26 protein-coding genes are annotated in these 25,785 nt (G+C 38.5%); 22 read left to right on the top strand and 4 right to left on the bottom strand.

The window, feature by feature from the left end; genetic code table 11:
- Positions 1 to 17 precede the first annotated feature (17 nt).
- The gene (gene mobB / locus ATK78_RS11535) at positions 18 to 1,310 is read right to left on the bottom strand and encodes a conjugal transfer protein MobB (protein WP_133576225.1); all 1,293 of its coding nucleotides are present in this window, start codon (positions 1,308 to 1,310) and stop codon (positions 18 to 20) included.
- A gap of 8 nt (positions 1,311 to 1,318) precedes the next feature.
- Entirely contained in the window at positions 1,319 to 1,750 is a 432-nt protein-coding gene (mobA, locus tag ATK78_RS11530; RefSeq protein WP_133576224.1) for a conjugal transfer protein MobA, read from the bottom strand.
- 711 nt (positions 1,751 to 2,461) lie between these two features.
- Here mobA and ATK78_RS11525 point away from each other — a divergent pair.
- The 22 genes from ATK78_RS11525 to ATK78_RS11420 all read left to right on the top strand — a co-directional run bounded on the left by ATK78_RS11525 (position 2,462) and on the right by ATK78_RS11420 (position 21,375).
- Positions 2,462 to 3,229 carry a ParA family protein gene (locus tag ATK78_RS11525; protein WP_133576223.1) on the top strand — a complete coding sequence of 256 codons (768 nt, stop codon included), beginning with the start codon at positions 2,462 to 2,464 and terminating at the stop codon, positions 3,227 to 3,229.
- A gap of 4 nt (positions 3,230 to 3,233) precedes the next feature.
- Positions 3,234 to 3,674 carry a DUF3408 domain-containing protein gene (locus ATK78_RS11520; protein ID WP_133576222.1) on the top strand — a complete coding sequence of 147 codons (441 nt, stop codon included), beginning with the start codon at positions 3,234 to 3,236 and terminating at the stop codon, positions 3,672 to 3,674.
- 3 nt (positions 3,675 to 3,677) lie between these two features.
- Positions 3,678 to 4,313, top strand: a complete 636-nt coding sequence (locus ATK78_RS11515; RefSeq protein WP_133576221.1) for a conjugal transfer protein TraD — start codon at positions 3,678 to 3,680, stop codon at positions 4,311 to 4,313.
- Positions 4,314 to 4,443: 130 nt separating this feature from the next.
- Positions 4,444 to 4,647 (top strand): helix-turn-helix transcriptional regulator, encoded by a 204-nt coding sequence (locus ATK78_RS11510; RefSeq protein ID WP_133576220.1) that lies wholly within the window; start codon positions 4,444 to 4,446, stop codon positions 4,645 to 4,647.
- A gap of 77 nt (positions 4,648 to 4,724) precedes the next feature.
- A complete protein-coding gene (locus ATK78_RS11505; RefSeq protein ID WP_133576219.1) occupies positions 4,725 to 6,521 on the top strand; it encodes a restriction endonuclease subunit S in 1,797 nt (598 codons plus the stop codon).
- Entirely contained in the window at positions 6,511 to 8,118 is a 1,608-nt protein-coding gene (locus tag ATK78_RS11500; RefSeq protein WP_133576218.1) for an AAA family ATPase, read from the top strand. The genes ATK78_RS11505 and ATK78_RS11500 overlap by 11 nt, the downstream gene beginning before the upstream one ends.
- A complete protein-coding gene (locus tag ATK78_RS11495; RefSeq protein ID WP_133576217.1) occupies positions 8,115 to 9,011 on the top strand; it encodes a hypothetical protein in 897 nt (298 codons plus the stop codon). Before ATK78_RS11500 ends, ATK78_RS11495 begins: the two co-directional genes overlap by 4 nt.
- Positions 9,012 to 9,025: 14 nt before the next feature.
- Positions 9,026 to 10,477, top strand: coding sequence for a type I restriction-modification system subunit M (locus tag ATK78_RS11490; RefSeq protein ID WP_133576216.1), 1,452 nt, complete (start codon positions 9,026 to 9,028; stop codon positions 10,475 to 10,477).
- Positions 10,478 to 10,680: 203 nt separating this feature from the next.
- A complete protein-coding gene (locus ATK78_RS11485; RefSeq protein ID WP_086949882.1) occupies positions 10,681 to 10,986 on the top strand; it encodes a DUF4134 domain-containing protein in 306 nt (101 codons plus the stop codon).
- Positions 10,987 to 10,997: 11 nt separating this feature from the next.
- On the top strand, positions 10,998 to 11,330 hold the full coding sequence (locus tag ATK78_RS11480; protein WP_133576215.1) for a DUF4133 domain-containing protein: 333 nt from the start codon (positions 10,998 to 11,000) through the stop codon (positions 11,328 to 11,330).
- Entirely contained in the window at positions 11,327 to 13,837 is a 2,511-nt protein-coding gene (locus ATK78_RS11475; RefSeq protein ID WP_133576214.1) for a TraG family conjugative transposon ATPase, read from the top strand. Before ATK78_RS11480 ends, ATK78_RS11475 begins: the two co-directional genes overlap by 4 nt.
- 20 nt (positions 13,838 to 13,857) lie before the next feature.
- A complete protein-coding gene (locus tag ATK78_RS11470) occupies positions 13,858 to 14,490 on the top strand; it encodes a DUF4141 domain-containing protein (RefSeq protein WP_133576213.1) in 633 nt (210 codons plus the stop codon).
- Positions 14,491 to 14,493: 3 nt separating this feature from the next.
- Positions 14,494 to 15,489, top strand: a complete 996-nt coding sequence (gene traJ, locus ATK78_RS11465) for a conjugative transposon protein TraJ (RefSeq protein WP_133576212.1) — start codon at positions 14,494 to 14,496, stop codon at positions 15,487 to 15,489.
- 19 nt (positions 15,490 to 15,508) lie between these two features.
- Entirely contained in the window at positions 15,509 to 16,132 is a 624-nt protein-coding gene (traK, locus tag ATK78_RS11460) for a conjugative transposon protein TraK (protein ID WP_133576211.1), read from the top strand.
- A gap of 11 nt (positions 16,133 to 16,143) precedes the next feature.
- Entirely contained in the window at positions 16,144 to 16,572 is a 429-nt protein-coding gene (locus tag ATK78_RS11455) for a hypothetical protein (protein ID WP_133576210.1), read from the top strand.
- Between the two features lie 19 nt (positions 16,573 to 16,591).
- On the top strand, positions 16,592 to 16,879 hold the full coding sequence (locus ATK78_RS11450; RefSeq protein WP_133576209.1) for a nitrogen regulatory IIA protein: 288 nt from the start codon (positions 16,592 to 16,594) through the stop codon (positions 16,877 to 16,879).
- Positions 16,866 to 18,203 carry a conjugative transposon protein TraM gene (traM, locus tag ATK78_RS11445; RefSeq protein ID WP_133576208.1) on the top strand — a complete coding sequence of 446 codons (1,338 nt, stop codon included), beginning with the start codon at positions 16,866 to 16,868 and terminating at the stop codon, positions 18,201 to 18,203. Before ATK78_RS11450 ends, traM begins: the two co-directional genes overlap by 14 nt.
- A 24-nt stretch (positions 18,204 to 18,227) precedes the next feature.
- Complete coding sequence (gene traN, locus ATK78_RS11440; protein WP_133576207.1) at positions 18,228 to 19,121, top strand: conjugative transposon protein TraN; 894 nt, start codon at positions 18,228 to 18,230, stop codon at positions 19,119 to 19,121.
- Positions 19,122 to 19,147: 26 nt separating this feature from the next.
- Positions 19,148 to 19,708, top strand: coding sequence for a conjugal transfer protein TraO (locus ATK78_RS11435; protein ID WP_133576206.1), 561 nt, complete (start codon positions 19,148 to 19,150; stop codon positions 19,706 to 19,708).
- An 11-nt stretch (positions 19,709 to 19,719) separates the two neighbouring features.
- On the top strand, positions 19,720 to 20,223 hold the full coding sequence (locus tag ATK78_RS11430; protein ID WP_243732504.1) for a DUF3872 domain-containing protein: 504 nt from the start codon (positions 19,720 to 19,722) through the stop codon (positions 20,221 to 20,223).
- Positions 20,224 to 20,274: 51 nt separating this feature from the next.
- Positions 20,275 to 20,547, top strand: a complete 273-nt coding sequence (locus tag ATK78_RS11425) for a molybdenum ABC transporter permease (protein ID WP_133576205.1) — start codon at positions 20,275 to 20,277, stop codon at positions 20,545 to 20,547.
- Positions 20,548 to 20,574: 27 nt separating this feature from the next.
- The gene (locus ATK78_RS11420; RefSeq protein ID WP_133576204.1) at positions 20,575 to 21,375 is read left to right on the top strand and encodes a TIGR02391 family protein; all 801 of its coding nucleotides are present in this window, start codon (positions 20,575 to 20,577) and stop codon (positions 21,373 to 21,375) included.
- A 43-nt stretch (positions 21,376 to 21,418) separates the two neighbouring features.
- On the opposite strand, the gene ATK78_RS11415 is transcribed toward ATK78_RS11420, so the two are convergent.
- Both ATK78_RS11415 and ATK78_RS11410 read right to left on the bottom strand, forming a co-directional pair.
- Positions 21,419 to 23,971 carry a phospholipase D-like domain-containing protein gene (locus tag ATK78_RS11415; RefSeq protein ID WP_243732503.1) on the bottom strand — a complete coding sequence of 851 codons (2,553 nt, stop codon included), beginning with the start codon at positions 23,969 to 23,971 and terminating at the stop codon, positions 21,419 to 21,421.
- Positions 23,972 to 24,069: 98 nt separating this feature from the next.
- On the bottom strand, positions 24,070 to 25,671 hold the full coding sequence (locus tag ATK78_RS11410; RefSeq protein WP_133576202.1) for a hypothetical protein: 1,602 nt from the start codon (positions 25,669 to 25,671) through the stop codon (positions 24,070 to 24,072).
- Positions 25,672 to 25,785: the final 114 nt, after the last annotated feature.

Genomic DNA, 25,785 nt, shown 5'->3' with positions numbered 1-25,785 from the left:
CGGTATTTGGCTATCGGTTACTTCTGACCTCTTTTGCGTTGCCTCTTCTTCTTCATCTTATTGGCAAAATCCTGTTCTTCGTAATCTTCTCCCTGAGCTTCGGGCAGCAGTCCACCTAATGCTTCAATTAAACCGTCTTCATGTTTTTCAGTAGTATTCAGGAAGTCGAACAAATGATGTGGTTCTTCCGCAGGTAAATACTCCGTATTGTTTGACTGTGATAGTTTGGGTTGTGGCTGGGTAGGTTCTTTGATGTCGGGCTTGATATTATTGTTCCAATAGTCATTAAAGGTATTGGCAGAAAGGTCCTTGCTTAAACGTGAACCGTTCCAGACCGTTTTAGAATTGTGGTCAATAAACGTCATTCCGTAAATACGCCCTGTATCATTTCTACGCACCACTACGTTAATACCCTGTTCGCCTAACTGTTTTTTAAAAGCCTGTTCATCACTTGTTGATTTCAGGGCAATGGTAACGGCAGCTTTAATGGTTGGCACTGTCGGGAGGTCTTTTAAAGCCTCTTTGCATTTCGCAAAATGCAATTCCAGAGCAGATAGCCCTGCACTCTTTCCGAATAAGGAAGCCTTGAACGGATGCCCGGCTCTTTCGCCTTTTTCATTTAACGGAATGTACAGTAACCCTTGCCGCATTTTCCCCTGTAATTCGCCCTCCACTTTTTCGGTGGTAACATTGAACAGGGAAAGCAAAGCATTGTATTCTCCCAAAGTTTGGTATTGATAATACTTCGGCAGGTGGCGGACTGCTGAAGCTATCTGACTTTTCACATCGCCTGCCTGATAATTTACCGGACGGAAAATCTTGTCGTTTTGCTTTTGCTCATTATCTGTTGCGGGTATCAAACCGTGTTTTCTTTCAAGTTCACGGCACACATTCATAGACCGCATTTTCTCGAACTTGTCCGAAATCTTTTTGCCCTCTTCGTCCACGCAAACCGACACAATATGGATATGGCTGCGGTCAATATCGGTATGCTTGAAGACTATAAAAGGCTGTTCGCCATAGCCCATTTCCCGCATATACTGTTCTGCCATTTCCCTGAATTTATCATCGCTCACCTTATCATTCGGATCGGGATTGAGCGAAATATGTAACGTATGTTTTTCGGTATTGCGGTTGGCTATCAGGTAAGGAGCAAAAGATTGGGCTAATTGTGCCACGGAATAATGACCGCTTGCGGTTTCAATCATCTTATTGGCAAACAAAATCTGTCCGTTTTCATGCTCCACTTTAAGTTGATTATAGGCTAATGCTCCGTATAAATTTCCACTTCTACCGATTTTTGCTATCATTTCAAACCCTATTTTTTCAGATACTTTGTTTCAAATTCTTCGGTTAGCTGTACAATCTTTTGGCATAATACCGCCATTTCAGCCGTCTGTTTTTCCAATTTGTATAGAAAAGCTGCTGCCTTTTTCTCGGAAAAGTGGCGGTACAACAGCTTTACAACCTGGTTATAGTTCACTCCAACTGAACGGAACTGGCTGTGAAAAGAGGTTAACCGCATATAAAAATCAACCGTCCCCTTATCTATTTTAACCGATTTCATCTCCTTACCAAACAGCAGGGATATAATAAATTTTGCCTTATTGCTCGATCCCGATGTTTCAAAAAGCGATAATAGTTTGGCATTTTCTTCGTCTGTCAAACGAAAAACGTGGCGGTGGACGCTCGGATCGCTCTTAGGTGTTCGTCCGCCCTTATTCTGTTTTTTGTTGCTGTCATCAGTCATCACAAATCCATTTATAATCCACACAAAAACCCTGACTTCGGAAGGTATTTTCAGCCCCCTGCAAAGGGCAAGTTGTTTTGAGGCACGAACTCGGTTTCGAGTGCCTAAAAACACAACTTGCCGTGTTCTGATGAACACAAAAATCCGCCCTGCGGGACGGATTAAATGTAATAGGGAAAAACGGCTCGATGCCGTTCCCGTTACCCTCCGATCTGTCAAAAGTCTTGTGCATAAATCCGTTAATAAAAATCATTTTACAAAGTAAAGCCCTGCCCGTAAGAGTATTGCAATGCAATACCCGGACAAACGCTGCCTTTGAACGCCAAACACTGCCACGGTAATAGATGCACCTATATATCTACATTTCTTTGTGCCTACAAACAGATAGATATAGGGGCATAGATAGGTATGCAGGTAACAATATAAGTACGCAATCAGCTATGTAAAAAAGTACCTATTGAGATATGTGATTGTGTAGTTAGGTACTGATATATTCAAGTACATACATCAACAGGTCTGTTGGTACTAACATACTTGCCTGCATACAGCTATAAGCATGTATGCAGGTAAATAGCTTGGTGCATCATTACCTGCCTAACTATCAAAGTACGTACAGAGGGACAAGCCTATATAGAGCAGTACACAGATAGGTAACTGCGGATATACGGACATAGGTAAATGGATATATAAATAATTAAAAATAGCAGCAATATGAATTCAAAACACAAAACAGTATTTATCGCCTTTTCATCTCAAAAAGGCGGTGTAGGCAAAAGCACTTTTACAACGCTTGTTGCAAGTACGATGCACTATCGATTGGGTTACAACGTAGCCGTATTTGATGCGGATTTTCCACAGCACAGTCTTATGAAAATGAAGACGAGGGACTTAGCAATGGTAATGGAAAACGAGGCTTTGAAAAAGCTGGCTTACAAACAATTTACCACCATCAACAAAAAAGCCTATCCTATTATGCAGTACAAAGCGGATAGCGTATTGGAAGCGGCTCACGAATTTGTAAACACTTCTTCCGTTCCGGTTGATGTGGTATTTTTTGACCTGCCCGGAACTGTGAATACGCCCGGCATTCTGAAAGCATTGGCAGGAATGCACCACATTTTTACGCCCATCACGGCAGACCGTGTGGTAATGGAAAGTACGCTCATCTTCACACAGCTTTTGCAGGACGTGATTATGAAAAAAGGGGAAACGTCCATAGAAACCATTAACCTGTTTTGGAACCAAGTGGATGGCAGGGAAAGCACACCTCTATATGGTGTGTATAACCAGCTTATTGCACAATTAGGGTTAAGCCTGATGGAAAGCCAAATCAAGAATAGCACCCGCTTCCGCAAAGAAAGCGAAACGGACAGCAAAACCGTTTTCCGTTCTACTATAATGCCACCTGATGAACGTTTGATGAAAGCCAGTCAGTTAGACCTGTTCATAGACGAATTTTTAAAAATCATTCAATTATAGCCCTATGGAGAAAGATAATAAAAAGAAAGTCACGCCTGATATTAACGAGGAACTAATGATGAACCTGATGGTGGACGGCGTGAAAAAAGAGGGTTTGCAGCTTCCACCTGAACCGCCTTCTGAAGAACCCGAAATAGAAGAGATTAAGCCTAAACAACTGGCACAGGAAAAACCTGCTGTTAAAGAAAAGAGCAGAACCAAAAGGGCAAATGAAGCAGACTACGAAAATATCTTTTTCAAAAAACCTGACACCAATGCCCGTGACGGGAAAACGGTTTATATCCGCCCGGATTTTCACGAAAAGATGTCACGCATTGTACAGGTTATAGGCGAAGACAAGATAACCATATACGGCTATTTGGATAATTTGTTGGATTACCATTTTCAGGAATTTGGCGAGCAGATTACCAAGAGTTTCAATGATAAATACAAACCCATTTTATAAGCTATGGAAACATTAATTGTGATATGCCTGCTCATAGTCATTGCCCTGCTGGTGCAGGACAAGATTGTCATTAAAAAAAGTTCGGAGCATAAGCAAATGCAGGAAAAAGTTAATCCTAACCTGCCCGATATTATGGGTCAGCCCAAGCCTGTAAGAAGACTATTAGTGCCAAACGCTGCCAATGAAAGCCAAATAGAGGAACAAGAGATAAACCCTGATAATTTAGACATTGAATACGACGAAAATGAAAACGTAGGTATTCAAATTCCGCAGGAAGAGCTGGACGAAATTTTCAGTAATATGCCTGATTTCGAAGAAGAGGAAGAAGAATGGAACAGGTACGGAATATCCGGTGGCGATGACAGTCTTGCCCAAGGGGTTACCTATGACGAACTAAGCTCCGTAGGGGCATTGCTCCAAAAAGAAAATTTGGAACAATCTCAAAAGGAAACAGCGGTTGCGATAGTTCAAAAATTGCAGGGAACTGAATTATTCAGCCTGCTGGAAAATTCCGTTGAGGGTGCTTCCCGAAAAATTGCCGAGCTTTTGGATAGTACTCTCTCATCTGAAACAGAAGCTGGCTCTTCCACCATGCGGAAAAGTGATTTTGGTGATTTTGACATTGGGGAGTTTGTGTGAGCAAACTCCCTTTTTTAATCTTCTCAATCTTACGACACTAAGCATCTAATTTTATAAATCTCCCCTATATACTTTGTTAATGTTATTAATAACATTAAATTCGCATAGAATGCGTATTAAATAGCGTGAAATGAAAATCAATCGACTGAAAAGTATATTAGTTGAGCAATCAAAAACAAGTAAATGGTTGGCAAAAGAATTGGGCAAAAGTGAAAGTACAGTATCTCGATGGTGTACTAATGAAATCCAGCCGTCTGTCGAAACATTAGCTCAAATAGCATTGCTTTTACAGGTGGATATTAAAGAGTTATTGAACTCCACCAAGCTAAATTAATTATTATCTCAAACAGATCTTTGAGGTATAATGCATTATGCGAATTTTAAAAGCAAATCTTTTGTAAAAGATTAAAAATGAAAGAAGAACAAGACATATATAATTTACCAAAGGGTTGGATATGGGTATCTCTAAGTGATATCGTAGTTAATTCAAAAGCAGATATCGTTGATGGTCCATTTGGTTCAAACTTAAAATCGTCTGATTATCAAGATAAAGGTATTCCTGTATTTAAAATTCAGAATATAAAAGCTGGACACTTTTTGGATAAAAATATACAATATGTTACCAGTGCAAAAAGTATCGAACTGGAAAGGCATTCTTTTAAAGAAGGTGATATTATTATTACGAAGTTAGGTGAGCCATTAGGATTAGCTTGTAAAGTACCCGCGAAATATCCTTTTGGGATTATTGTTGCCGATTTAATAAGATTGAGGCCAAGTAAAATCATCGATACAGATTACTTATTGTACCTAATCAATAGCGAGATTGTTCAGAATCAATTGAAGAATATAACGAAAGGAACTACCAGATCCAGAGTTAATTTGACCCAAGTTAGAAGTATCAAAATACCACTTACTGGCATGGGCGAACAAAAAGCAATCGTCTCGCAAATAAAATCCTTGTTCAGTAGACTTGATGAAGCTGAATCAATGCTAAACAAAGCAAGTGGACAATTAAAAATTTATAAGCAAAGCATATCAAAAAAAGCATTTGAAGGAAGGTTAACGGAGCATTGGCGGATGGAAACTAATCCAGAACCTGCAAAAAGAATTCTCGATGATATTGATGTAGAACGTCAAACAAAATTTGAGGTAGATTTAAGTGATTGGAAATCAGCAATTATAGACTGGGAAAAAGATTCAAAACAAAAAATACGTCCTTCTAGACCCAGTAAACCAATTGTGCCCGATAAGACCTCAGAAGAACATACATCTAAAATGTGGGCTATACCAAGTGGATGGGAATGGACTCAATTAGGCTTCATTACTTTTGTTACAAAGTTAGCAGGCTTTGAGTATACTAAATATGTAAAATATACCGAAAAGGGTGATCTTCCGGTAATAAAAGCAGAAAACGTTGGTGCAAAGGGATTTAAAAAGACAAAATATTCAAAGGTAGTAGCCGAATCTGTTTCGCATTTAAAAAGATCACAACTGTATGGTGGAGAACTAATAATTGTATTTGTAGGTGCTGGTACAGGAAATGTTGGAACTATTCCTCAAAATAATATTTTCTTCCTTGGACCCAACATTGGGATGGCTAGGCCATATGGCAATATAGATAGCAAATTTCTTGAATATTTTTATCAGTCTCCTCGCGGAAAAGAGCTGTTATTAGTTAGCGCAAAAGCAGTTGCTCAGCCCTCGTTATCTATGGGTAATATCCGTCAAACACCTTTTGCTATTCCGTCCAAACAAGAACAGTTAGCCATTGTACAGATGCTTGATTATCAATTTACTTTGGTTGAAAATTTAGAAAAATCAATCACAACTACTTTAGATAATATTATTATACTGAGGCACTCACTATTGAAAAGAGCATTTGAAGGAAGGATTGTTAATTACAACTCGAATGAATCTGTTTTGGATCTGCTAAAAATTCTAGATAAAGAAAGAATTGAACATTTAAAGATTCAAAAGCAAATACCTCGTGCAAAAACAAAACAAACAACACAAATGAAAGAAAAGAAATCTTTACTAGAAATATTGAAAGAATCAAAATCACCAATAACAGTTCAAGAACTTTGGGAGAATTCTTCGACTGAAGGTGATGTTGAAAGATTCTATAGTGAACTAAAAGAAATAGCTGATCAAATTGTGGAAATAAAATCAGAAACTGAATCCCTTTTATCTTTTAAAAATGAAAATTAATCAAGTTCATATTAAGGGGAGCTTCAAAAACCTTGAAAACTTTCATTTTGATTTTGGAGAAAAATCAATGGAAACGGTTCTGTTAGGTGCGAATGCTACTGGAAAATCAAATTTCATGGAAGCTATTGTAATTATTTTCCGGGATTTGGATTTAGAGAGGGCTCCCTTACTTTACAAACAAAGTCAACCTTTTGAATATAATATTAAATATACATGTAGAGAAAGGACAATTGAAGTGGACTTTTCGGTGACAGATGGATATACTTTTTTTATTGATGGAGAAAAATTGAAATCAAAGACACTTTTTTTTAAAAACAAAGATAAATATCTTCCAAGCCATGTTTTCGTTTACTACTCTGGCCTAAGTGAACGATTAAAATCTTTATATGCTGATCATAAGCTTTTGCAATTTAAAAAGATGATGAATTCAGAATCGAAATATGAAGACTTTAATGAAATGCCTCGCATTTTTTTGGTTGAGCCAATACATGCAAGTTTTGCCTTGATAGCTTTTTATCTTTTTGATGAAAGAGAGAAGGAAACCATAGATTTTTTACGTAATGAGCTGGATATTGTTGATTTTGGATCTGCCCTTTTTATGTTGAAACAACCGAATTGGTCAAAATCTAGAAAGGATTTAGATCGCTTTTGGAATGCCGATGGCCTTGTCCGAAGATTTATCGAAGATCTATGGAATTTCTCGATAGCGCCAATGTTCTACAAAGAAATTGTGAGAGGCTCCTTGAACAAAAGAGAAACCTTAAATAGACTTTTTCTTTTTCTAAAGGACAAAGAGGCCATTAGAGTATTTGTAGACATGAAGTATAAAAATAAGATAACTTTATTTAATGCTCTTTGCAGTTTGCATTACTCCGAATTAGTAGAGGATCAAGATGTTAGAATAAAGGTTCTTAAAGAACATGTACCCGGAGAACTCGCTATGGGTGAATTAAGTGAAGGGGAAAAGCAATTAATTACAGTTCTAGGACTTCTAAAATTCACAAAAGATGATGAAGCGCTTATTCTATTAGATGAGCCAGATACACATTTAAATCCATTATGGAAATGGAAATATCTTGAGTTTTTAGAAAATGTCGTGAGTAAATCTGCCAAAACTCAAATCGTTTTTTGTACGCATGACCCGTTAGTAATCGGCGGTATGGAAAAAGAACAAGTAAGAGTATTTAAAAGAGATGGGAATTATAACACTGAGGTAACAGAACCAGATATTAGTCCGAAAGGCTTGGGTGTGGCAGGGATATTAACCAGTCCTTTATTTGGCCTCCCAACTATATTGGATAAGAAGACTCAAGAAAAATTAAATCGTAAAAGATATTTGCAAGGCCGTTTAATGAGAGAGAAATTAAATGAAGTTGAATATGATGAGTATCAAAAATTAAAAGCCGAGTTAGAAGATTATGGTTTTTATGAAGAGGTTGAAGACAAGTCCTTCAAAGCTTATTTAGCTGAGATGTCAAAATTAGAAATCTTTGGCAAAACTGAATTAACAGAAACAGAAAAGCAGTTATTAGCCGAACAAAGCACTAAGGCCGCAGAACGTGTTTTAAAATTAATTCAAAAAGATGAATTAACATGAGAGTAATAAATTTATCTGATTTAAGAAATAAATTCGAGAGTCTTGATGGAAACCATCCTGGCAGCTTTGATGATTGGGTTCAACGCGCCGAACAATGTTTAAATGATATTCGTATAATGACCAAAAAGCAAAGAAGTGCCTATTGGTCTAGAAATAATATTTGGAGAGAGCTGTACCCTGCATTATCAGAATTATCTGGTCATAAATGCTGGTATTCTGAAGCTCCTGAAAGTTCTAGTGAATGGGAGATTGAACACTTCCGACCTAAAGCTGAATCTAAATCTGAAGATGGAGCTGTAATTCTTGAAGATGGTTATTGGTGGCTTTCATATAGTTGGACTAATTTTCGTTTCGCAGGTTCATTGGTTAACAAACTTAGAAAAGATAGATTTGATGCAGAAAATGAGGTTTATGGTAAAGGAAATTTCTTTCCACTAGATGGTGATGGCTTGGCTCAAACGGGAGATGAAGAATGCGATTGCGAAAGGCCTCTCCTTATTGATCCGGTAAAACCAAGAGATGTAACTTTAATATCGTTTGATCAAAATGGAGATCCTTATCCCACATATAATGAAGAAGATAATCCCTTGTATAATAAAAAAGCTACACTTTCTATAAAATTTTATGGTTTGGATCATACACCGCTACGTAGAGGAAGAAGTAAGATTTGGTCAAATTGTGAAATAGCAGTAAAAAAAGCACATAACTATATTAAAAACAATATTAATGATCCTGTAAGAAGAGATGAGAAAATAGACGAGTGTTTTCTTCTTCTTCACAACTATTCGAAATACACAGAACCATATTCAATGATTGTAAGAAACTTTGTGAAAGAAAAAATTAAAGATGACGAATATAGTTGGCTTAAAGATGTAGAACGAGTATTAGTATAATAAATTAAGAAAAAATGGCATCAACAAACATATTAGTAGCAAAAATCTGGTCATTTTGCGATACACTTCGTGATGACGGATTAGGTTATGGCGATTATCTGGAGCAGCTTACTTATTTGCTATTCCTCAAAATGGCGGATGAAAATAAAAGTCAATATCAAATTCCGGATGGTTGTGATTGGCAAGAATTAAAAGCTTCTAATCAAATAATAGAGACATACGAATCGATATTAAAAAAACTTTCCAATTCAGGCGGGATGCTTAGTAAAATATTCGCTGGAGCATTAAACAAAATACACGATTCCGTTAAGCTTAAAAGATTAATCAGTTTAATTGACGAAGAAGACTGGACGTCACAGGAAATAGACGTAAAAGGGGAAATTTACGAATCCTTATTACAAAAAAATGCAGAAAATAGCGGAGCCGGTCAATATTTTACACCTCGATCGGTAATTAACGCAATGGTTGAATGCATACAACCTAAACCAACGGAAAAAGTTGCAGATCCATCCTGTGGCACAGGTGGTTTCTTTTTGGGTGTTCTAAATCACTTAAAAAAAACTAAACTAACGAAAACACAACAAGAGTTTTTGAAATTCCATACATTCAAAGGTTGGGAAATCGAGAAAGCTACTGCTCGTCTATGTTTGATGAATCTCTTTCTTCATGGTGTAGGTGATTTAAAGGAAACTCCTGAAATAGAAGTTACGGATAGTTTAAAAAGGGCGATTGGAGAGGTATCCGAATCAGAAAAAGTTGACATAGTACTTGCAAACCCTCCGTTTGGAATAAGTAGTAGTGATGTACCAACTACGGATAAAAAACAAGCAGAAAAAGATGGTTACTTCTTAAGAAAAGATTTTTGGATAACCACAAGCAACAAACAACTTTCTTTTTTACAACATATAGTGACGATGTTGAAAGAACAAGGAAGAGCAGCTGTTGTCTTACCTGATAACGTATTATTTGAAGGAGGGGCAGGTGAAATAATCCGAAAAAAGCTCCTTGAATACACAAATTTACATACCATCCTGAGATTGCCTACCGGGATTTTTTATGCTCAAGGCGTAAAATCAAATGTCCTTTTCTTTCAAAAAAAGTCTAAATCAGATACTCCTGCAACCAAGGATGTTTGGATTTACGATTATCGAACAAACATTAGGCATACCCCCAAAAAGAATCCATTAAAACAAGAACATTTAAATGATTTTATAGAATGTTATAAAGCCGCTAATATCCCAGGAAGAATAGAAACCTGGAATGATGAAAATGAAACCGGTCGTTGGCGTAAATATTCATATGATGAAATTATCGAAAGGGATAAAACAAATCTTGATATATTTTGGCTTAAAGGTGATAATGTGGTTGACTTAGATAATCTACCCGATCCTGAAGTGCTAATTGATGACATTATTGAAAACATCGAAAGTGCTTTAGCAAATTTTAGAACGATTAGAGAATATTAGAACTTAATTTAAGTTTAATAAATCACAGTAAAAAAGAGGCTGTTTCTATTTTTAGAAACAGCCTCTTTTCGTTTTCACCGCCACTCAAAGCCAAACAATACCTCTGACTGCCACTTTGTTAGACCGCCTCACTTTCCATAACACCTTTGTCCCGAAAGCCTGCAAAGTGCGGGAAAACAGTAACAAATTAATGTGTTTCAATTATGGAAAAACAGAGAAAAAAAGTTTTGCTGGCAGCAATGGCAATGCTGTCAGGAATTGGTGCGTTCGCACAGGGAAACGGTTCGGCAGGTATCAACGAGGCTACCCAAATGGTAACAAGCTATTTCGACCCCGCAACCCAACTAATCTACGCCATCGGTGCGGTGGTTGGGCTCATCGGAGGCGTTAAGGTGTACAACAAATTCAGTTCAGGCGACCCCGACACATCGAAAACTGCGGCGAGCTGGTTCGGTGCGTGTATCTTCTTAATCGTGGCGGCTACCATCCTGCGTTCATTCTTCCTTTAATCCTTTGCTTTATGAACAGTTATAACATAAACAAAGGCATTGGAAGGACAGTAGAATTTAAAGGGTTGAAAGCACAATATCTGTTCATTTTCGCAGGTGGGCTGCTCGGTACGCTAATCCTCGTGATGATACTGTATATGGCAGGCGTAAACTCCTACATCTGCCTGTTCCTCGGAGCAGGCGGAGCTTCGCTCATTGTGTGGCAGACCTTTTCACTGAATAGGAAATATGGCGAACACGGATTGATGAAGATAGCTGCCAATAAACGGCATCCACGTTACATCATCTGTCGCAAGCCTGTACACCGCTATTTAAAATTCACTTCTAAACAGAATGCCGTATGAGAAATGTAGCAAAGACCACCACATTGGAAAGCAAGTTTCCTTTGCTGGCAGTAGAAAACAACTGCATTCTTTCCAAAGATGCAGACATTACCGCCTGTTTTGAAGTGCGTTTACCGGAACTATTTACGGTAGCTTCTGCGGAATATGAGGCCATTCATTCCGCCTGGCACAAAGCTATCAAGACTTTGCCGGATTTTACGATCATCCACAAACAGGATTGGTATATCAAAGAAAGTTACGCTCCTGATTTGGCAAAGGAAGACCAAAGTTTTTTAGCTAAGTCCTACCAACGCCATTTCAACGAGCGACCGTTCTTAAATCACTATTGCTACCTTTTCCTAACCAAGACTACTAAGGAAAGAATGCGTATGCAAAGCAACTTCAGCTCGCTTTGCAAAGGTTCATTGATACCAAAGGAAATCAGGAACAAGGAAACGATAAATCGCTTTATGGAAGCGGTAGCACAATTTGAGCGTATCGTAAACGATAGCGGTTTCATAACCCTGCAACGCCTTACCGAAGATGACATCATCGGAACAGAAGAAAAGCAGGGATTACTGGAACAGTACCTAACACTATCGAGGGATGCCGGAGCACCGATGCAGGACATCGCTCTCGGAACGGAAGAAGTCCGTATCGGGAACAAAAGGTTGAGCCTGCACACTTTGTCCGATACAGACGATTTACCCGGAACGGTATCGGCTGATACCCGTTTTGAAAAACTATCCACTGACCGAAGCGACTGCCGTTTGTCGTTCGCCGCACCTGTGGGTTTGCTGTTAAGCTGCAATCACATTTACAATCAGTATTTGTTTTTGGATAACAGCGAAGACAACCTGCAAAAGTTTGAAAAGTCCGCAAGGAATATGCACTCACTGGCAAGGTACAGCCGCGCCAACCAAATCAACAAAGAGTGGATAGAAAAGTATCTGAACGAAGCCCACAGCTTCGGGCTATCCTCCATCCGTGCGCACTTCAACATTATGGCGTGGTCGGAAGATCCAGCAGAACTGAAACAGCTTAAGAACGATTGCGGTAGTGCGTTGGCACTGATGGAATGCAAACCACGCCACAACACTACGGATGTAGCCACATTGTATTGGGCAGGAATGCCTGGCAATGCAGGCGATTTTCCGAGTGAGGAAAGTTTTTACACTTTTATTGAACCTGCTTTGTGTTTATTCACAGAAGAAACCAATTACCACAATTCGCCATCACCATTTGGCATCAAGATGGCCGACCGTTTGACCGGAAAGCCTATCCATTTAGATATTTCGGATTTACCGATGAAGCGTGGAATTATTACGAACAGGAACAAGTTCATACTTGGTCCATCGGGAAGTGGTAAATCGTTCTTCACAAACCATATGGTACGGCAGTATTACGAGCAGGGAGCTCACGTATTGCTTGTAGATACAGGTAATTCGTATCAAGGACTATGTGAACTCATAAAAGGAAAAACCAAAAGCGAAGACGGTGTTTACTTTACTTATACGGAAGACAACCCAATTGCCTTTAATCCATTTTATACTGATGATGGTGTGTTTGACATTGAAAAGAGAGAAAGTGTCAAGACTTTGATACTGACACTCTGGAAACGTGATGATGAACCGCCAACCCGTTCGGAAGAGGTTGCCCTTTCCAATGCCGTAAGCGGATATATCGAACGCATTAAAGCGGACGATGTTTATCCATCTTTCAACGGCTTCTATGAATATGTGAAGGGCGATTACCGCAAGGTACTCGAAGAAAAACAGGTAAGGGAAAAAGACTTTGACATCGCCAATTTCCTGAATGTTCTCGAACCCTACTACAAGGGTGGCGAATATGATTACCTGTTGAACTCCGATAAGCAATTAGACCTGCTTTCCAAACGCTTTATCGTGTTTGAAATTGATGCAATTAAAGACCATAAAATCCTCTTTCCCATAGTCACAATTATCATTATGGAGGTCTTCATTAACAAGATGCGGAGGCTCAAAGGTATCCGCAAACTCATCCTGATTGAAGAAGCGTGGAAAGCGATAGCGAAAGAGGGAATGGCAGAATACATTAAGTATTTGTTTAAGACCGTCCGCAAATTTTTCGGAGAAGCGATTGTCGTAACGCAAGAGGTCGATGATATTATCCAGTCACCCATTGTGAAAGAAAGTATCATCAACAATTCCGATTGTAAAATCCTATTAGACCAACGCAAGTATATGAACAAATTCGATGATATACAGGCGATGCTAGGGCTTACGGATAAAGAGAAAGGGCAAGTACTTTCTATCAATATGAACAACGATGCAAGCCGTCTGTACAAAGAGGTTTGGATTGGCTTAGGTGGTACGCACTCGGCAGTCTATGCCACCGAAGTTAGTTTGGAGGAATACCTCGCATATACGACTGAAGAAACCGAAAAAATGGAAGTAATGCAACTTGCTTCTGAATTGGACGGTAACGTTGAACTCGCCATAAAGCATATCGCAATGCAAAGGCGGGACAAAGCAATCAATAGTAATTAAAATTTTAAAATTTAAGAACAATGAAAAAAGTATTGTATCTGGTGTGTACGGCACTAATGCTCGCCGTTGCACCATCAGCGAAAGCACAATGGGTAGTAACCGACCCTACAAATCTGGCATCGGGTATTCTAAACAGTGCGAATGAAATTGTACAGACTTCCTCCACAGTATCCAATGTAATTAAAAATTTTAAGGAAGTGGAAAAGGTGTATAAACAAGGCAAGGAGTACTACGATAAGCTACAGGCCATAAACAACCTTGTGAAAGATGCCCGTAGGGTACAACAAACCGTACTGCTCGTTGGAGATGTTTCGGAAATGTATGTTACCAATTTCGGGAAGATGATGAATGACCCCAATTTTTCGCCACAGGAATTAGTCGCCATAGGTAATGGTTACTCGGCATTGCTCAATGAGAGTACAGAACTGCTGAAAGAATTGAAGCAGATTATAACTGCTTCCAGCCTTTCCCTGAACGACAAAGAACGTATGGATATTATTGACCGTGTGTACAAAGAGGTTAAGGACTACCACAGCCTTGTTCGCTACTACACCAATAAGAATATTTCTGTCAGCTACCTAAGAGCGAAAAAGAAAAACGATGCCAAAAGAGTGCTTGAACTCTACGGAACTGCTAACCAAAAATACTGGTAAACTATGGAATGGGATAATCTTCACGAACTCCTGCGTTCGCTTTACGACGATATGATGCCGCTTGCCGGAGATATGGCGGCAGTGGCTAAAGGTTTGGCGGGATTGGGTGCATTGTTCTATGTAGCATTAAAAGTTTGGCAGGCTTTAAGCCGTGCCGAACCTATTGATATGTTCCCGTTGCTTCGCCCGTTCGCCTTGGGGCTTTGCATTATGTTCTTTCCGACCATCGTTTTGGGAACAATCAATGCGGTATTGAGCCCTGTAGTGACCGGAACCCACCAAATGCTCGAAGACCAGGTACTTGACCTGAACAAGCTCCAACAGCAGAAAGACCAATTGGAATACGAGGCAATGGTACGAAATCCTGAAACCGCCTATATGGTATCTGACGAAGAGTTCGATAAGAAGCTGGACGAATTGGGCTGGTCGCCATCGGACGTTGGTACAATGGCGGGTATGTATATGGAGAGGCAAGCCTACAAGATAGAAAAAGCCATAAAGGATTGGTTTCGCAATTTGCTGGAAATACTTTTTCAGGCGGCGGCTTTGGTTATTGATACCATACGAACCTTTTTTCTAATCGTCTTGTCCATACTCGGGCCAATAGCCTTTGCGATAAGCGTGTGGGACGGTTTTCAATCCACGCTCACGCAATGGCTCACGAGGTATGTCAGCGTATATCTATGGCTTCCTGTTTCAGATTTATTCAGCTCAATGCTGGCAAGGATACAATCCCTCATATTGGAAAGGGATATAGCAATGTTGGCTGACCCGACCTACATACCTGATACCAGCAATACGGTATATATAATTTTTATGATTATCGGCATTATCGGATACTTCACAATACCGACAGTAACAGGCTGGGTAATCCAAGCCGGAGGTGCAGGAAACTTTACCCGTAACGTAAATCAAGCTGCAATGAAAACCGGAAACATTGCCGGAGCAGGTGCAGGTTCCACAGTTGGAAACATCGGCGGCAAACTGATGAATAAATAAACAATTAATCATTCAAAAAATGGAATTTAAAACGCTAAGAAATATAGAAAACAGCTTTCGGCAGATACGTTTGTATGCCATTGTGTTTGCCGTTCTCTGCATTGGCGTGGTAGGATATGCCGTATGGCATTCCTACCGCTTTGCAGAAGAACAACGCCAAAAAATCTATGTATTGGATAACGGCAAATCTTTGATGCTTGCCTTATCGCAAGATGCCAGCATCAATCGACCTGTGGAAGCAAGGGAACACGTCAGACGGTTTCACGAGCTTTTCTTTACCCTTGCTCCCGACAAGAATGCTATCGAAAGCAATATGAGCAGGGCATTCAACCTTGCCGACAAAAGTGCTTTTGATTATTACAAAGACTTGTCCGAAAAGGGTTATTACAGCAGGATCATTTCGGGAAACGTACAACAACGCATTGAGGTTGATAGTGTGGTGTGCAATTTCGACACCTATCCTTATGCGGTGCGTACCTACGCCAAACAGTTCATCATCCGTTCGAGCAATGTGACCAGGCGTAATCTGATTACCTCCTGCTATCTCGTAAACTCCGTTCGTTCCGATAACAATCCGCAGGGCTTCAATATTGAAAAATTTGCAGTGATTGAAAACAGGGATATAGAAGTCATCGAACGCTAAAAAACAATTTTATGGAAGCATTATCAGATTTAAACACGTTCGCAAAAATCCTTACCGACAAAGGATATAACGGCTATTTCCATACGCAGGGTGCGTATGCCGGAAAGTTGAAAGAAAGCATCGGGGAATACCTCGAAAACTGTCAAAAAGGTGCAGACAGTTTGCCTAAGCAGGACTTACTACTGACGGGCTACCTACAATGGTCGGGCGATGACAAGCCAAGTGTAGAATGCAGTATGTGGGTAAAGTACCTGAATGGCAAGTTCTCACTTAGCCGTATGGAAGTAGCGAAGAAAGATGGCTTTGGGCAATTACTCAAAAAATCGGAACTGACAAACCTGTCTGTAATATCCGCACCCAAAGCGTTAGAGGCAGTCGCTTTGGTCAATGATGAAGCGAAGCAAAAGGCGGTTAAAAGCCCTAAACGTTTCAAGCTATAACAATAGAAATAGTGAGGCTATGAAAAAATTAAGAGCAAATATGGACAGGTACTTTGACAAACTGGACGAACGTTGGCGGGCATTGCCCCTACAGAAACAGCACCGATATACGCTGTACTTCTTTGTGGGTTACCTGATGCTTACCGCAGGTGTCATTGGCAAAGTATGGTACGATACCTCAAAGTCCGATAACCATATGGTCATTGAGCATATAGAAAATCCTGTCCTCAAAAAAAGTGAAAGCCCTGCAAGATTGCAGGACACATTATCAACAATTCTAAAAAATCAGATTTATGAAAGAAAATGAGAACAAAAAATCGGTTGTTCGGGTGACAGAAGGTGTCCCGAACGAAACCACTGATGTACTGCAAGATGGTACACGTAATAAAACCGAAAAACTCAAAAAGCCACTCATATTTGTTTTGATGGGCGTTGTATTTCTCGGTTGTATGTATCTGATATTTAAACCGTCTTCCGATAAAAAGGAAATTGAAAATATCGGATTGAACGATGCAGTACCAGAGGCTACCGGAGCCGGAATGCCTGCCGACAAAGGCAAGGCGTATGAGCAGGAAATGCTCGAACGCAAAGAGCAGGAAAAACGCAGTGCTTTAACTACGCTTTCTGACTATTGGAATACCGAAGACAAAGAAGAATCGATTGATGAACAACTTCCTGAAGAAGGTCAAAGCAACAGTTATGGAGGTAGCAGAAGTTCGGGAAGAAACGGTAATCCTACATTGAACAGTTACCGCAATGCACAAAACACGTTAGGTTCATTTTATCAGGACAACAATTCGGAAACAACAGAACTCCGTAGGCAAATGGAAGAGATGAAAGAAAAGCTGGCTGACAAAGATGTACCTAAATCTGTAACCGTTGATGACCAGCTTGCTCTGATGGAGAAATCATACCAGATGGCGGCAAAGTATCTGCCAACGAATACAAATTCAGCGGAAGTTGCACCCGTTAAGGAGGCAAGTACGGCTACCACTGGTTCAACTCAAAAAGAACATTTTGTGGCTTTCACGCCGACAAGAAAGAACACCGTATCTGCGTTGTACCGTGAGCCTACCGATAGTGCTTTTTTAGCCAATTGGAGCGAAACAAGAAACCGAGGGTTTTATACGGCAGGTTCTACCGAGCAAGCGGTACAACCGAAAAATAGTATCAAAGCAAGTGTACACGAAACACAGACGATTATTGGCGAAACAGGTGTACGCTTGCGTTTATTAGAGCCAGCCAAAACACCTAACCGTACCATTCCGCAGGGGACGATTGTAACCGCTAATGCAAAGTTTCAGGGCGGGCGTTTGCAGCTAAAAATTATTTCCATAGAACTGGAGGGAAGCATTATTCCGGTGGATATAACCATTTATGATTTGGACGGACAGCAAGGTCTGTATGTTCCATACTCCCCGGAGATGAATGCCCTTACCGAAATGGCTGGTAATATGAGCCAGACTTCGGGAACAAGCATAATGCTTACGCAGTCTGCCGGACAGCAGGTAGCCGCAGACCTTAGCCGTGGTGCAGTACAGGGTATTTCGGGCTATTTCGCCAAAAAAATAAAAACGTCGAAGGTCTCACTCAAAGCGGGACATCAGGTCTTCCTTGTTTCCAAACAATAATATTGAACTCAAATAAATAGAACAATGAAAAATCATTTAAAAACCTTTTGGGCAATTGCCCTTATACTAGGCTTTGCCTTACAATCTTACGCACAGGACAGTGTGAGAACCAAACTTGCATTGGGCAAGATAGAACCGTATAAAATGGAAGTTACCTACGATAAAACTTCGCATCTGATTTTCCCTACCGCCATTCGTTATGTGGATTTGGGGAGTGAATACCTTATTGCCGGAAAAGCAGAAGATGCGGAAAACGTATTGCGTGTAAAAGCATCGGTAAGGGATTTTGAACCCGAAACCAATTTTTCAGTCATTACCAATGACGGGCGTTTTTATAGCTTCAATGTCTATTACAGTTCCTATCCGGAGGCAATGAGCTATGACCTGCTCACGATGCAAAAGGCAGTAGATAAAGCCAACGGTAACGATGTTCTTTTTGAAGAATTGGGCAACAATTCGCCGTCATTGGCTGGTTTGCTTTTAGAAACCATTTACAAAAAGGACAAGCGTATTGTAAAACATATTGGGGCTAAGAGTTTCGGTATTCAATTTATCCTCAAAGGTATTTACATACATAAAGACAAATACTATTTCCATACGGAATTGAGAAACCGTACCAATGTACCCTTCCAGATTGATTTTATCAATTTCAAAGTGGTAGATAAAAAAGTAGCCAAACGCACTGTGGTTCAGGAACGCCCGATGATACCACTTCGTGCTTATAAACCACTTACTGAAATTTCAGGACAAACCACCGAACAGGACGTGTTCCTGTTAGACCAGTTTACCATTGCTGATGACAAGGTACTGTTGATTGAAATTTTCGAGAAAAACGGAGGCAGGCATCAAACGCTTCAGGTTGAAAATTCGGATTTGATAAAAGCCCGATTGATTAACGATATGCACCTGAAATTTTAATAACCCTTTAAAATAATAGTAATAAAATGAAAAAGTATATATATACCGTGATACTCATATTGATAGGAATCACGACAAGCCAGGCACAACGGATGTTGCCTAAGCAAAAAGGATTGGAAGTAAATGTTGGTGCACTGTCTGATGATAAAATAGGTAATGATTATTACATCAATATCGGAATGACCGTAAACGGGAAAAATGGGAACTACCAGCTTTGGGCTTTGGAATATACACATCAATATCACGACTACAAAGACCTTCGCATTCCGCAGGAAACCTATACTGCCGAAGGCGGTTACAGCTTCTTTTTGTTGGGTGATGCCAGTAAGAACATTACGTTAAATGCCGCAATAACAGGTGTAGTTGGTTATGAAAGTATTAACCGTGGCGAAGCAATGTTGTATGACGGAGCAAGGATAGTGAGCGACGATAATTTCATCTATGGAGCTGGTGGACGACTCACATTTGAAACGTACTTGTCAGACCATTTTGTATTAGTCCTGCACGGACGTACAAAAGTCATTTGGGGTACGGACTTGAAGCAATTCCGTCCATCCGCAGGTATAGGATTAAGGTTTAATTTTTAAAACGTAAAAAGATGATAGCAATATTCAATAAATTCAGGATGGGATTACTGCCGATATATGTCTTGCTGGCAATCCTCACAGCTTCGGTAACTCTGGTATCTTGTAGCAAAGACGATGAACTCGAAGTACAGAACGATTTTCCATTCGAGGTAAACGTGATGCCAGTACCCAAAGATGTAGCCAACGGGCAAACGGTAGAAATACGCATTACCATACAGCGTACGGGTAATTACAGCAACACGCAGTATTTTCTCCGCTACTTTCAATTTGACGGACAGGGAACGCTGCGGTATTATGACGAAGCGCCGTACCTGCCGAATGATTTGTATTCATTACCAACTGAACAATTTAGGTTGTATTACACTTCAACATCTGCCGTATCACAATCTTTTGATGTTTGGATTTCAGACAGCTTCGGGAATGAAAAGCAAATAAGTTTCAGTTTAACAGTAATGATTAGTATAGTAGCAAAAAGAAGTCCTGCCGCAAAAGCAGGATTTCTTTTTTTGGAGTGATTGAAGCTAAATTTTTGTAAATTTAAAAGGTGAATTTAAAGTGTTTTTGTTATGATCGCATCATTGATAATAGGCATCATATTTTTGGTTGCAGGCTTGGGACTTCGCTACTGGATTAACCGGCGAAAGTTTTACAGGCGTGGTCCTATGGGAGCAGAAGGATTTTCATCTTATGAAAGTTCGGTTATCATTAAACTGCTTGAAAAATTTGGAAAGTGGGTAGCTTATGCACTGATTATTTTTGGGCTGTTATCGCTTTGGGGTTATTCTCGTGAAAAAAAAGATAAAGAAAAACAAAATGTGGAGATACAAAAACCAAAATAACTAATTTTAAAATAGAATAATTATTGAATGACAAAATCCTTTGATGACATAACCCTGCGAAATATATCTGATATAATTTCAAATATGCTGACCCATACCAAAATTACAGAACATTTATCTGGTGCTGGTATTTCTCAATCTCAATACGGTACAAACAAAACAGATAGACTGTTTTATGCGTTAAAAGAAAGACAAGTACAAGACAGGTGCGGAAATAATATATTGGCATTTGTTGTCAGGTTATTAAACCCAAAAAGATATAATTCAGAAGATGAATTTGAAAAAGATAGAACGACTATCAATGAGAAATTCCTTTATGAAGGGATAGAAATTGATAAAACTGGGCAAGCCCGACAAGTTGATAGGGCTAAAACCATTTCAGAAGCTAAAAGCAGGTCACTTAAAATCAAAGAAAAAGTACACGGTATTGGAATTAATTCAGAAATTTTGCCTTATTGTGAAGCTGAATGGTTAAAGGAAAATTATTTTCATGCTATACTTGAAATTACGAAAAGTGTAGCAGAAAGGCTTAGGCAAAAAAGCGGCTATACTTCAGACGGAGCAGATTTAGTTGATGATTGTTTTGCGTTGGGAAAAGACAGAAGACCTATGCTTGCTTTTAACACTCTGAATAATCAAAGCGAGGAAAGTGAACATAAGGGCTTTGGAAACTTCTGTAAAGGTTTTTTTTCTATGTACAGAAATCCAAAAGCACACAATCCAAAAATATTGGAAGATACCCAACTTTCACAAATGACAGAAGTTTTAGTTGTAGCAACAATAATCCATAATAAACTCGATAACACTTATAGGACAGGACTTAAGTAACCAAAAGGCAGATAGTCCAAAGGTAGTTCGATTTCTGCTAAACCTACAAATCAGTACATATAAAAGATGTAAGCTTTAGCGGTAAATAAATTTCGTCTGGGCTATGTTTTATGTAATCTTCCTTATAATCGTCCCACATAAACCCTGGTCTGATTAAACTGAAATCATTTGTTTTTGTTACGGTCTGAACGTAGCTATAGCCCCAAGGCGATTTGTAAATAATTTGCCCCTGAACTGCTGACGTATCGAAGTTTTTATCTTCAATCTGTTTAATTACTTTTATAAACGATGGACAAAGTTTTCTGTAAAATATCTCTAAGTTTTCTTCAAATCCTTTTGTCCTGTTTTTCAACTCAGAAATTCTAATATTAATCTTGGTTTTCAATTCCGCGAAGTTGTTATTGAAATCATTTACATTTTTGCAACCTAAATAATGAAGTGCATTTAAAACCATCGTAAAAAAGTAATGTAATTCATCATCTTTCCAGCGATTGTTTACCAAGCAAACAATTGTGCTTATGAGCGCCTCTTTTTTTAGTTCCTCAATTTTCTTTTTGGTATAGTCAAATTCATACGCTTTAAATCCGCTTCTAGCCAGCATCAAAAAGTCGCCAATTAAGTTTAAACAACAACCTTTTATATTGTTATTATCATAGTTATCTACAAAGGGCAAATAACTAAAAAAATGCTGTGCGTCTTGTTCGTCATACTTTGCAGATTTCCCCCCATATTCAGTTATCAACTCAAGGGCAATTAGATATTTAGTCAAATCTGTAAGTGTAGGCCTATATGTTTTTGGTCGATTATACCCATAAAGAATTTCTTGTTGGTAATTGTAAAGATTATTAAAGTAGTTCGTCAACTTTCTTTTTTCAGATTTAAGCATGACAAAAGAGAGGTTACGAACAGTTGCCACTTCTCCTTCCTCATTTCCATTTATGTTACCTAAATCGTCTTCTTGCTCATCAACACTTATATCTTCTTGCTTTTTCGTTGAAAGTCCATTTAAATTGATGAACTTCAAAACATCTAAAACACGTAGGGAAAGAGAAGAGAGTAGAAGGTTTTTTTCAAATCCAGAATTTTCTATTGTTTTATAGGAAGAGAGATCGTAAAGTTTTTCAGGTTCTTTGTCATCATTCAGCTTTGTAAACGTGCTTCTCCTACTATCTAAAAAGCTGACTCCTGTTTCATTTTCTGTTTCATCAAAGATTGCATAATGCAACAAGTCGAGAACTTTGCTCAGCTCTCCATTTTGGATTTCGCTATAAATTTTTTCAATTTCCTCTGTCTTTGGATTAGGATGCGTTTTTGCCAAGAGGAAATAATCTGAAATCAAAAGTTTATTAGAGATAATCTCGTCATTAATATTTGTCAATTGCACATATTGGAAAGTGCCTAATTCTAAATTGAGTTTTGTTTTTAGTTCTTTCTCATAATTTGAGAATGTTTTGGAATACAAAAATCGGTTTTGTTTATCGAAGAAGACAATCCTGAATTCATCGGTATAAGTACCACTGGAATGAAGTATAAATTCATCATAAATCAACTCTGCCGATAGCAGTTGCAGTTTGAATTGATTATTATCGACTATAGTTTCATAAATTGATTTACTTGTAGTCGTTGTAAATTCATCAAGGGTTTTACTATTGCTTATTTTCAGTTTTATGCCTAATTGATTTAACAATCCACCTTTTTCTGACTGAATAAGAAGTGAAACTTCTGCATTTGAATTTTTGCCCAATAATCCCAACCCTGCAGGTGTAATATTGGCACTGCCGAACAAGCAAAACTCTTTTCCATTTTTTGTCTTGAAATGAATGATCTTCCCGTGAAGTTTTGATTTTGAGTTTCCAGATTTTGCATATTGCACTTTGCTTACGCCGGCATCACACCAATCGTAAAATGTAAAAGCTTTGCTCACTTGCATTGTAGAAGGGATTAACCCACTTTCATCCAATATAACTTTTACTGTGGCTGAAGGAAAAAGAGAATTGAGTTCTTGTAATACTTTCCCATTCTTGTCATAATATGGAGAAATGGTAGTTATTTCTACTACTTTCTCATTGCTAAGATGTTTTAAAAGTTCGTTCCAAATAGAAGTTGTTTCAGTATTAAACAGGAAAGCAACCTTCTCTTTTTGCGACGTTTCGAAAAATTGAAATGGTTTTGTCTTTGGCAATTCATTCAGCCATTTAGAATGTTCAAGTATCCATTTTGTAGTTTTTTCATTCATCTGTCCCTTAACTGACGATGAAAGAGTTGATAGATAATCCCAAGCTGACGAAAAGATTGATGAATTTTCGGTTGAACGAATATCAAAATGAAATGCTCCCCAAATCTCATCATTGTTACCATTTCCAGAATTTGTAAGGTTTCCAGAACCAACAATAAGCAACCCTTCTTTTTCACCAAACAACATCCAAATTTTTGGATGGAATACTGACTTTTGGAAAACAGGATAAAGTGAATAACCGGCAGAAAGTTGCATTTCTTCTCCTGTAGCTTGTTGCATTAACTCTGAATAATAATGTCCGTCAATAAAAACGTTGATGTTTCTCACGCCACAAGAACGCAACCATTTCATTGCTTTCATTTCAAAAAAATAAAAGTCAAAGCTGAAAGTAGTAAGAATTGCAGAATGATATCTTCTGCTTCCTATCAATGTTAGTATGTTTTCTCTTTCTAGTATCATCAGTCAATCAAAAGTTTCTTATGTAATGGCGATAAAACCCTTTGGTCGTTGATTACCTGTAAATCAAACATTATGTTTTGCAAGGCGTTCATTCTTGGCGATGTGTTTCTTGGTGGAAATGTATCTATGAAACGGATGTATTGTTCCTCAATAAAAAATTTGTAGGTAGCCTGTGAGCCGTTGCCCATTTTTCTGAGTGCAACCATTGAGTGCCTGTAAATAATTTTGCGTAAAATAAATTGTTCAACAAAATCTTGAAGTGTATCATTTTCTGCTGTGTGAACTGTCAAGATGCCATCAACCATATTCCCATCCCTTTCTATCTTTTTTCTGCTCATAAATTCTTTCAATGGATGAAGTTGCTCTCTATTATTCTTGAATATTTGAAGCAAAAGCATAAAGCCATATTTTGCTGCCATAACAGGGTCGTTTGTTGCATCAATTTCCCTTTTGATGTTTTCTTCGTCTTCTGTATCAGTGATTAACACCAAAATTTCTGCAAGTGAACTTGTTGGCTCTATGGCTTGCTTTAGCTCTTTGCATATTTCATTTGTAATACTGCTTGAAAATTTCTTTACAAACAATGGCAGATATTGGTCTTGTTGAAAATTGTAAAGATGTTGTAATACAGCCCAAAATATTGTTCCGCAACTGTACTGCCAATACTCATTTAATTGATAGCAGTACCAACCAATATTAGTTTCCGTTTCAGGATAACTATTTGTTCCCAATTTCTTTCGGTAACTTTCCAATAGAAATCTATACCAGTCGTAATTATTTTCATTTTTAACAGCTGTATTTAAGAGTGATAAAATTGTTTCCCTTCTGTGAAAAGTAAAACGTTCTTCCATTTCTTGACTTGGTTCGTCTTTGTCCAAAAGCATTTCCACATATAGTTGCCATTCAGCATTTCCTGTTTCTATCGTCTCAATCGCAAAATATTTTATAAGTTCTGAAATATCAGATTGGTAAAGTTTTCCTTTTTTGATGTTACTGTAAAACAATTCTTTTATTTGTGGTGACAATGAAACTTCAAAAGCCTCGGCTAATTGTTTCCCAGAAACTTTTTGTCTTGGGTGTGGTTTACTAATGTTGTAAATAACATCACCATCATCATTTATTGCTGTAATAATTAAGGAAAGTGCCTGCATTGCTCCGTAATAATATTGTCCGAATGCACCAGACGGATATTTCCAATAAACATTTTTATCGGTGTTGTCTTTGTCTGCTCCTTCGGCTAAGTCAAAATAAGTTTCCTCAGCTGTATTTATTAGGTTTGAAGCAAAGTTACTTCCTGTTATCTGTTGAACTCCTTTACGCTCGCTTTGCATAATTATGGCAATCATCAATTCAGCTCTGCGGATAAAACGGTATTGTTGTTTTGAGTTTCCTTGCTTTTCATTTTTGAAATAAAAATCTAACAGCCAGCAATAAAAACCATAATAACGAAGTCGGTTTGTCAAATTAGAAATACCTGGCAACATAGTAGCATAGGTGGCCTCTGATGTTGTTTGAAGTCCTAACGGGTCAAGTCCAGTGATTAGATTTATTGATGCTCCCCAAAACGGATAATTTGAATTGCCTTTTTGTAACACTGCCATTTAAAAATTAATTTATCAGTAACCTATATTTTTCAAATTTACAAAATAAACTATCGTGAGATTTATATCGTGACGACAAATACTACCTCTCGAAGCCAAACTCTACAACAATCT

Source organism: Pedobacter metabolipauper (assembly GCF_004362715.1).
Lineage (GTDB): Bacteria > Bacteroidota > Bacteroidia > Sphingobacteriales > Sphingobacteriaceae > Pedobacter > Pedobacter metabolipauper.
This window is presented reverse-complemented; position numbering and strand designations above follow the sequence as displayed.

Excerpts from the sequence above, each read along its gene's own strand:
- mobB (WP_133576225.1), bottom strand. The coding sequence starts at position 1,310 with ATGATAGCAAAAATCGGTAGAAGTGGAAATTTATACGGAGCATTAGCC.
- mobA (WP_133576224.1), bottom strand. The coding sequence starts at position 1,750 with ATGACTGATGACAGCAACAAAAAACAGAATAAGGGCGGACGAACACCT.
- ATK78_RS11525 (WP_133576223.1), top strand. The coding sequence starts at position 2,462 with ATGAATTCAAAACACAAAACAGTATTTATCGCCTTTTCATCTCAAAAA.
- ATK78_RS11520 (WP_133576222.1), top strand. The coding sequence starts at position 3,234 with ATGGAGAAAGATAATAAAAAGAAAGTCACGCCTGATATTAACGAGGAA.
- ATK78_RS11515 (WP_133576221.1), top strand. The coding sequence starts at position 3,678 with ATGGAAACATTAATTGTGATATGCCTGCTCATAGTCATTGCCCTGCTG.
- ATK78_RS11510 (WP_133576220.1), top strand. The coding sequence starts at position 4,444 with ATGAAAATCAATCGACTGAAAAGTATATTAGTTGAGCAATCAAAAACA.
- ATK78_RS11505 (WP_133576219.1), top strand. The coding sequence starts at position 4,725 with ATGAAAGAAGAACAAGACATATATAATTTACCAAAGGGTTGGATATGG.
- ATK78_RS11500 (WP_133576218.1), top strand. The coding sequence starts at position 6,511 with ATGAAAATTAATCAAGTTCATATTAAGGGGAGCTTCAAAAACCTTGAA.
- ATK78_RS11495 (WP_133576217.1), top strand. The coding sequence starts at position 8,115 with ATGAGAGTAATAAATTTATCTGATTTAAGAAATAAATTCGAGAGTCTT.
- ATK78_RS11490 (WP_133576216.1), top strand. The coding sequence starts at position 9,026 with ATGGCATCAACAAACATATTAGTAGCAAAAATCTGGTCATTTTGCGAT.
- ATK78_RS11485 (WP_086949882.1), top strand. The coding sequence starts at position 10,681 with ATGGAAAAACAGAGAAAAAAAGTTTTGCTGGCAGCAATGGCAATGCTG.
- ATK78_RS11480 (WP_133576215.1), top strand. The coding sequence starts at position 10,998 with ATGAACAGTTATAACATAAACAAAGGCATTGGAAGGACAGTAGAATTT.
- ATK78_RS11475 (WP_133576214.1), top strand. The coding sequence starts at position 11,327 with ATGAGAAATGTAGCAAAGACCACCACATTGGAAAGCAAGTTTCCTTTG.
- ATK78_RS11470 (WP_133576213.1), top strand. The coding sequence starts at position 13,858 with ATGAAAAAAGTATTGTATCTGGTGTGTACGGCACTAATGCTCGCCGTT.
- traJ (WP_133576212.1), top strand. The coding sequence starts at position 14,494 with ATGGAATGGGATAATCTTCACGAACTCCTGCGTTCGCTTTACGACGAT.
- traK (WP_133576211.1), top strand. The coding sequence starts at position 15,509 with ATGGAATTTAAAACGCTAAGAAATATAGAAAACAGCTTTCGGCAGATA.
- ATK78_RS11455 (WP_133576210.1), top strand. The coding sequence starts at position 16,144 with ATGGAAGCATTATCAGATTTAAACACGTTCGCAAAAATCCTTACCGAC.
- ATK78_RS11450 (WP_133576209.1), top strand. The coding sequence starts at position 16,592 with ATGAAAAAATTAAGAGCAAATATGGACAGGTACTTTGACAAACTGGAC.
- traM (WP_133576208.1), top strand. The coding sequence starts at position 16,866 with ATGAAAGAAAATGAGAACAAAAAATCGGTTGTTCGGGTGACAGAAGGT.
- traN (WP_133576207.1), top strand. The coding sequence starts at position 18,228 with ATGAAAAATCATTTAAAAACCTTTTGGGCAATTGCCCTTATACTAGGC.
- ATK78_RS11435 (WP_133576206.1), top strand. The coding sequence starts at position 19,148 with ATGAAAAAGTATATATATACCGTGATACTCATATTGATAGGAATCACG.
- ATK78_RS11430 (WP_243732504.1), top strand. The coding sequence starts at position 19,720 with ATGATAGCAATATTCAATAAATTCAGGATGGGATTACTGCCGATATAT.
- ATK78_RS11425 (WP_133576205.1), top strand. The coding sequence starts at position 20,275 with ATGATCGCATCATTGATAATAGGCATCATATTTTTGGTTGCAGGCTTG.
- ATK78_RS11420 (WP_133576204.1), top strand. The coding sequence starts at position 20,575 with ATGACAAAATCCTTTGATGACATAACCCTGCGAAATATATCTGATATA.
- ATK78_RS11415 (WP_243732503.1), bottom strand. The coding sequence starts at position 23,971 with ATGAAAGCAATGAAATGGTTGCGTTCTTGTGGCGTGAGAAACATCAAC.
- ATK78_RS11410 (WP_133576202.1), bottom strand. The coding sequence starts at position 25,671 with ATGGCAGTGTTACAAAAAGGCAATTCAAATTATCCGTTTTGGGGAGCA.